The sequence below is a fragment of the Pseudonocardia sp. NPDC049154 genome (assembly GCF_040648315.1).
Taxonomy (GTDB): domain Bacteria; phylum Actinomycetota; class Actinomycetes; order Mycobacteriales; family Pseudonocardiaceae; genus Pseudonocardia.
In genome coordinates this window covers 81,627-88,635 of the sequence record NZ_JBEZDN010000017.1, presented here as the reverse complement: position 1 = coordinate 88,635, position 7,009 = coordinate 81,627, and the positions used below count along the sequence as shown (strand labels likewise).

Genomic DNA, 7,009 nt, shown 5'->3' with positions numbered 1-7,009 from the left:
AGGGCGGGCACGGACTACGACCCGTTCGACAACCAGGCCGTGACCGCGGAGGACCTCGCCGAGGTCGCGGCGGCGTCGCGCGGCCGGCCCGTGGAGTGCTGTGTCCGCAGGGCGCGCAGCCCCGCGGCGGGGGTCGGGAACGTCCCCGCGAGCAGGCGCACGGCGAGCGGGGAGCCGTGGCAGGCCTCGAGCAGCGCGGCTGCGGACTCGACGGCGGGTGCCGGGCAGAGGGCGGGGACGTCGAGCCCGCCGTGGCAGGACGGCAGGAGCGCGCCGGCCGCGGCGGACGGCAGGCCCCGCACCGCGACCGGGGCCAGCCCGTCGAGGTGCAGCTCGCCGAGCGGCGCGGCCGTGGTCACCAGCACCGTCGACCCGCCGCCGGGCAGCAGCGCGCGGACCTGCGCGGCCGAGCGGGCGTCGTCGAGCACGAGGAGGGTCGGCGCGCCGGCGAGCACCGCACGCAGCAGGGTGGTCCGGTGCGGCGTCGCGGCCGGGACCTCGCCGGCGCGCACGCCGAGGTCCCGCAGCAGCTCCCGCAGCGCCGGGCCCGGATCCGGGCCGGTCAGCGGCACGAACCGGACCCCGCTGGGGTACCGGCCGGCCAGACGGGCGGCCGCGGCGAGGGCCAGCGCGGTGGTCCCGAGCCCGGGCCCGCCGGCGAGCACGACCCCGGGAGCACCCGCGGCGACCGCCCGCAGCACCGCGGCCAGCTCACCCTCGCGCCCCGCGAGTCCCGCCCCGGCGAGTCCCGCCCCGGCGAGGTCGACCGGCGGCGCCGCCGGGGGCTCGAGCACGACCCGTCCCACCTGCACGACGGTCCCGAGGGGCGCGGTCACCCGCAGGTCCAGCTCCGGCTCCCTCACACGCCGCCCCGGCGGTCCGGCGGGGCGATCGTGAGACCGCCGTGCAGCTCCCGCGCCTGGACGACGGTCCCCGCCTGGCCGCCGTCGGCGATCTCGATCCGCATCCCGGGGACCTCGGGCCCCGGCTGCTCCGGCGCGGCGTCGGCGGACCCGACCACGCCCGTCAGCGGAGCCGGGAGCGGGCCGCCGGTGTGCAGCCAGGCGTAGCCGGAGAACGCCTTCGCGGGCTCGAGGACGAGCACCCGCCGGAAGTCGCGCACGCGGACCACGCCGCGCAGCTCGTCGAACAGCGGGTCGGACACGGCGACCGCGAGGTCGGTGCCGGGCCGCCGGGCCAGGTCGGACCGCAACGCACGGGACCCGAGGAACCTGCAGGTCCGCACCACGCCGCTGCCCGCGAAGCCGTTGCGCGCCGGACGGCCCGGGCCGCGGTGGGCGGCCGCGCGCAGCCGCAGCCGCTCGCGCGGGGTCGCCCGGTTGACCGCCTCGAGCCCGGCCCGGAATGCCACCAGCATCGCGACCACCGCCCCGGGCTCGGCCGCCGGTCCGAGCAGGGCCACCTCGCCGTCCCCGTTGGGCTGGCGCAGCGGGGAGGTCCCCGCCGCCCGCCACGCCGCGTCGAGCAGCCCGGCGAGGGCCTCCTGGGCCCGCTCCTGCCCCGCGTCCGAGCGCCTGCCGTAGCCCTCCAGATCGACCGCGACGCACAACCGGTCGCCCGCGTCACCCCGGCGTCCGACCACCCGTTCCCCCGTACCCCGAACCGCCGCCGACGGGGAGCCTACGAGGTGGGGGCGCCCGGCGGGTAGGTTCGCCCTGCGGGCCGACCGGTCCGCGCGGCACCCGGGGGTGACCGGTCGGTGACGACCCAGGAGCGGACGGAGGCGGCGCAGGGCCCGCGGGGCGGCGCCGGACCCGGGCCTGCCCTGGACCCCTCGCTCTGGGAGGCGCTGCGCGCCCTCGGGCACCCCGCCGAGTTCGTCCCCGGCGCCACGATCCTGTTCCAGGGCTCCCCCTCGGAGTCGATGCTGCTGCTGGAGGAGGGCCTCGCCACGGTGAGCGTCACGGCCGCCGACGGGGCCGAGGTGTTCCTCGCCTTCCGCGGGCCCGGGTCCCTGCTCGGCGAGTTCGGCTACGTCGACCGCAGGCCGCGCTCGGCGATGGTCCGCGCCGCGGTGCCCACCCTCTGCCGGGTCCTGCCCCGCCCGGCGCTGGACCGGTTCCTCGGCGCCGACCCGGAGGCGCAGCGGGCGGTGACGACCGCCGTCGTCGCCAAGATGCGGGCGGTCACCGACCGGCGGGTCCGGTACACGCAGGGCCGCATCGGCGCCCGGATCGGACGGGTCCTCCTCGACCACGCGCGCGAGTTCGGCGTCCCGGGCCCCGGCGGCTCCGTGGTGGTCGACGTGCCCCTGGCCCAGCCGCGGATCGCCGATCTGGTCGGCGCGAAGCCGCGGATCGTCGGGCTGGAGCTGGCCCGGCTGCAGCAGGCCGGGCTGGTCGACACGGGGTACCGGTCCTCGCCGCGGAAGCTCCGGGTGCTCGACCCCGAGGGACTGGAACGCAGGCTGGCGGAACCCGCACACTGATCGCCGCAGGTGGCACGGGTGCGACATCACCGGGCGGCATCCCGGCGATCATCGGTGTCCGACGACCGGCGACGGGAAGGACCCGCGGTGAGCGCTGAACCGGAACCCGAGGAGGGGACGGTGCCGGGCCCGACCGGTTTCGGAGCGGACGAGGACATGCTCGCGCTGCTCGGCCACGACGGCGCCGCACTGCCGACGGAGCACCCGTTCGACTCCTGGTGACCGAGGACGGCGAGCCAGCGGCGCGCCTTCGACTCGGCCGTCCGGTCGCCCGCGGCCACCGCGGCCCGCAGCGCCGCTCCCAGCTCGACGGCCGCCGCCTCCGTCCGGCCCGCCGCGGCCAGCGCCTCGCCCAGGCCCTGCCGCGGGGCCACCGGCTCCGGCCCGTCCTGCTCCGTGTACAGCGCGCAGCTGTGGCGGTAGGCCTCGACCGCGCCGGCGGCGTCACCCGCGGCGCGGCGCGCGTCGCCGAGGCCCTGCCACACGGCGGCCTGCCCCGGCCCGTGGTCGAGAACCCGGAACCGTTCCAGCGCCCCCGCCCCGCAGTGCAGCGCGCGGTCCGTGCGGCCCCGCGCGCACGCGACGGCACCGAGCCCGTGCAGGGCCCACGCCGTGGTCTCGACGGCCTCGGCACCCCGATGGGTGCGCAGTAGCTCGATCACCCGCAGGTAGAGCTGCTCGGCGCGGCCCAGGTCGCCCAGCTCGCGGTGCACTTCGGCCCGCGCCCGCACCGCCCCGGCCGCCCCGACCGGGTTGCCGGCGGCGAGGAAGCGCTGCTCGGCCCCGTCGAGGGCGCCGAGCGCGAGGTCCGGCCGCCCGCGCCCGTGCTGGGCGACGGCGACCCGCACCTGCAGCTCCGCGCGCCGCTCCGGCGGGCCCTCCGCCTCCGCGCGGCGCAGCGCCGCCGCCTGGACGCGGTACCAGTGCGCCCACGGCGCCCGGAGCGCGCGGCGGTCCGCGAGGACGTCGGCGACCTGGTCGAGACCGGTGCGGTCGTACCGCTCGAGGTCCTCGGCCACCGCGACGAGGTTGTCCCACTCGGCGGCGAACCAGCCGTGGTCCGCGGCGCGGCCGGGGGTGGGGCGGGCCCGGTCGAGCGCGCGGAAGTAGGTGTGGGCGACCCGCTCCCGGCCGGCCGCGGCCATCCGCTCGCCGCCGGTGTCGCGCAGCGCCTCCTCCGCGAACGCCCGGGCGGGGCCGCGCAGCGCGTACCGCGGAGGGGTGCCCGGCCGCCGGTCGACGAGACGGGCCGCGGCCAGCACGTCCAGCGCCGGCGCGACGTACCCGGCGTCCACCCCTGCCAGCGCCGCCGCCGTCGCGGGCGTGACGTCGGCGAGCGGCATCGCCCCGAGCGTGCGCAGCACCCGGCGCTCGGTCGGCCCGAGGTGCGCGTAGGCCGGGGCGAACGACGCGCGCAGCGTCCGGTCCCCGATCCGGAGCCCGGCGAGCGTGCGGTGCCGGTCCCGCAGCGCGGCGGCGAGCCGGTCCGGCGTGAGGTCCGGCTCCGCGGCCAGCCGGGCGGAGGCGATCCGCAGCGCGAGCGGCAGCCCGTCGCACACCGCGGCGAGCTCGTCGACGCCGGGGCCGGGGCCGCCGAGGAGGGTGCGGGCGTCGTCGAGCCCGAGGTCGCCGACCTCGACGCGGACCGCGACGCCCTCGGGCGGCGCGAGCGGGGAGAGCGCCGTGAGCAGGGCGAACGAGCCGGCCCGTGCGGGCAGGAGGCCGGCGACCACGCCGGCGTCGGCGACGTCGTCGAGCAGGAGCAGGACGCGCCGCTCGGCCAGGGCGGCCCGCAGCGCGGCCCGGGCGTCGGCGGCCCGGGCGGGGACGGGCAGCCCGAGCCCGGCGAGCAGTCGGCCCGCGGGCGCGTCCGGTCCCGGGAGGCGGTCGCGGAGGTCCTCGGCGAGGACGCCGTCGGGGAAGAGCGGGGCGAGGCGGTGCGCGGCCTCGACGGCCAGCGCCGTGGTGCCCGCGCCCGGACGGCCGGTCAGCAGCACCGCGCGCACGGGTCCGCGGACGGCCCGGGTGATCTCCGCGAGCTCGCGGCGCCGCCCGACGAAGCCGTGCGGCCGCGGCGGGAGGACGCCCGGAACAGCCCCTGGAAAAGGGCGTCCGGCCAGGGGAACGGCCACGGTGCCGACCTGGACGGCGGTGCCGACGGAGGCGTCGAGGCGCAGCGTCAGACGCCCGGCCGGGCGCGCGGGTCGGCCCACCCCGTGATCACCTCCCGCCGGTCGTTCCGAGCAGTGTCGTCGATCAGCCGATGCTCCGGGAACCCGCCGCGTTCCGTGTCCGTGCGGTGTACTCGTGTAACCAACGGCAACGTTGCACCGAGCCGATCAGTGAGCGATCGGGACCGATCAGCACCGACCAGCGCGCGAACACCGGCCGAGGAGGAGGCGGCGGCGATGCCGCAGAAGGGGCTGGACCCCCTGCAGGACGACCTGCCCGAGCCGGTCCGTGAGGTCGTCACGGACCTGCGCAGGATCTACACCGACGGGCCCTTCGACCGGCTGCGCCAGGTCGAGGAGGCGATCGTGCGCGCCCGCGCCGACCGTTCCGGCCTGGTCACGGTCTCGTCCGCCACCTGCTCCCGGATGCTCGGCCCGCGCCGCACGCCCGACGGCCGCAGCGCCCTGCCGCGGTGGCCGTCGGTCACGGCCTTCCTGGTCGTGCACGGCGTGGACCCGGTCCCGTACGAGGCGCGGTGGACGGCGGCCCGGGACGCGTGGGCGGCCGGGGAGGAGCCGGAGGAGACGGCCGATCCCGCTGCCGGCCCCGAAGACGGCACCCCCGCCCGGCCGCCGATCCGCCGCTCCCGGTTCGTCGCGCTCGCGCTCGCCGGGCTCGCCCTGTTCGGCGCGGGCACCGCGTTCGGCCTGCTCCTCGGTCGCTGCGCGCCCGCACCGCAGGCCGTGGCGGTGTCGCCGCTGGCACTGCCCGGCGCCGTGGAGACCGTCGAGCCGGTCGGCCCGACCGGGGTGAACTGCGACGTCGGCGGCGGGGGCGGCGACGTCCGGTTCCTCTCCGTCGCCTCGGACGACGGACAGCCCGGCATCCCGATCGGGATCCGCGTCGACCTGGAGGTCGTGCAGCCCGCCGATCCGGACCACACCTACTGGCTCGTGCTGCGGCTGTTCACCGAGGGCATGCCGTTCTTCGCGAAGGCGCCCGTCCGGACCGACTCCGGCCCGGCCTCGTTCGTGCTCGCCTTCGACTCCCCGATCGGGTCGGTCCGCGACCTGTTCGTGGTGGAGGCGGACGCCGGTGCGGGACAGTGGCTCCGGGAGAGTCACGAGCACGACGGCGACAGCAGCTGGGCGCAGAAGCGCGGCGCGCTGCCGCCGGGCACCGACATCGTCTCCGGCACCTGGCGTGTCGAACGCACACGCTGACCGGCGGCCGGCGGACGTGACGGTTGTCGCTTTCGCCCGGATCGGGGCGCGCGCGTCCGGGTATCGGTAGCCTTCTCCCGAAGGGTGCGAAACGGACATCGACCGAGGAGGACGGGTGCTCGAGGTCACCGGGCTGGCGTGGGGCGTGACGATCGGGGCGGTCGTACTGCTGCTCGCGCTGGACCTGATCGTGGCGGCGCTGAAACCCCATCGGGTCGGGTTCCGCGAGGCCGTGCTCTGGTCGGTCTTCTACATCGCCGTGGCCGTGCTGTTCGGCGTGATCTTCTGGTCGTACGCCGGCAGCCAGTTCGGCATCGAGTACTTCAGCGGCTACATCGTCGAGAAGAGCCTCTCGGTCGACAACCTGTTCGTCTTCGTGATCATCATGACGACGTTCGCGGTCCCCGAGGAGCACCAGCACAAGGTCCTGACCTTCGGGATCGTGCTCGCGCTGATCATGCGCGGCATCTTCATCGCCGTCGGCGCCACGCTGCTCAACGCCTTCTCGTTCATGTTCCTGGTCTTCGGCCTGCTGCTGCTCTACACCGCGGTCCAGCTCTTCCGGCACCGCGACGAGGACCCGGACGTCGAGGACAACGCCGTGGTCAAGGGCGCGCGGCGGCTCTTCCCGGTCAGCGACGACTACCACGGCGGCAAGCTGTTCGCGAAGGTCGACGGCAAGCGCCTGGCCACCCCGCTGTTCATCGTGCTGGTCGCGATCGGCGGCATCGACCTGCTGTTCGCGCTCGACTCCATCCCCGCGGTGTTCGGCGTGACCAGCGAGGCCTACATCGTCTTCGCGGCCAACGCCTTCGCCCTGCTCGGCCTACGGGCACTGTTCTTCCTGGTCAAGGGCCTGCTCGACCGCCTGGTGTACCTGTCGACCGGGCTGTCGATCATCCTCGCCTTCATCGGCGTGAAGCTGATCCTGCACTGGCTGCACGTCGACATCAGCCCGTCGGTCCCGGAGATCTCGACGCCGCTGAGCCTCGGCGTGATCGTCGGCATCCTGGTGATCGTCACGGTCGCGAGCCTGATCAAGACGCGCAACGACCCCACTCAGAAGGCGCACGCCGGCTCGCTGCGGGCCAGCAAGAAGGCCCCCGGTGCGGTCCGGGCGTCGGAGCAGGACCGGGACCGCTAGGATGGTGGCGTGCGCCACGCG

Annotated in this window: 6 protein-coding genes; 3 read left to right on the top strand and 3 right to left on the bottom strand. The window is 76.9% G+C overall.

Features of this window, described 5'->3' with window-relative positions; translation table 11 throughout:
* Positions 1–14 precede the first annotated feature (14 nt).
* A complete protein-coding gene (locus AB0B41_RS12195) occupies positions 15–836 on the bottom strand; it encodes a hypothetical protein (RefSeq protein WP_358201996.1) in 822 nt (273 codons plus the stop codon).
* A 23-nt stretch (positions 837–859) separates the two neighbouring features.
* Positions 860–1,603 (bottom strand): hypothetical protein, encoded by a 744-nt coding sequence (locus tag AB0B41_RS12190; protein ID WP_358201994.1) that lies wholly within the window; start codon positions 1,601–1,603, stop codon positions 860–862.
* 117 nt (positions 1,604–1,720) lie between these two features.
* On the opposite strand from AB0B41_RS12190, the gene AB0B41_RS12185 reads away from it, so the two are divergent.
* Entirely contained in the window at positions 1,721–2,449 is a 729-nt protein-coding gene (locus tag AB0B41_RS12185) for a Crp/Fnr family transcriptional regulator (protein ID WP_358201991.1), read from the top strand.
* Positions 2,450–2,475: 26 nt separating this feature from the next.
* Here the strand turns inward: AB0B41_RS12185 and AB0B41_RS12180 are convergent, their stop codons facing one another.
* Positions 2,476–4,662 carry a tetratricopeptide repeat protein gene (locus AB0B41_RS12180; protein WP_358201989.1) on the bottom strand — a complete coding sequence of 729 codons (2,187 nt, stop codon included), beginning with the start codon at positions 4,660–4,662 and terminating at the stop codon, positions 2,476–2,478.
* A gap of 195 nt (positions 4,663–4,857) precedes the next feature.
* Between AB0B41_RS12180 and AB0B41_RS12175 the strand changes: the two genes are divergently transcribed.
* Entirely contained in the window at positions 4,858–5,844 is a 987-nt protein-coding gene (locus tag AB0B41_RS12175) for a hypothetical protein (protein ID WP_358201987.1), read from the top strand.
* Between the two features lie 115 nt (positions 5,845–5,959).
* Positions 5,960–6,988, top strand: a complete 1,029-nt coding sequence (locus tag AB0B41_RS12170) for a TerC family protein (RefSeq protein WP_358201985.1) — start codon at positions 5,960–5,962, stop codon at positions 6,986–6,988.
* Positions 6,989–7,009 lie beyond the last annotated feature (21 nt).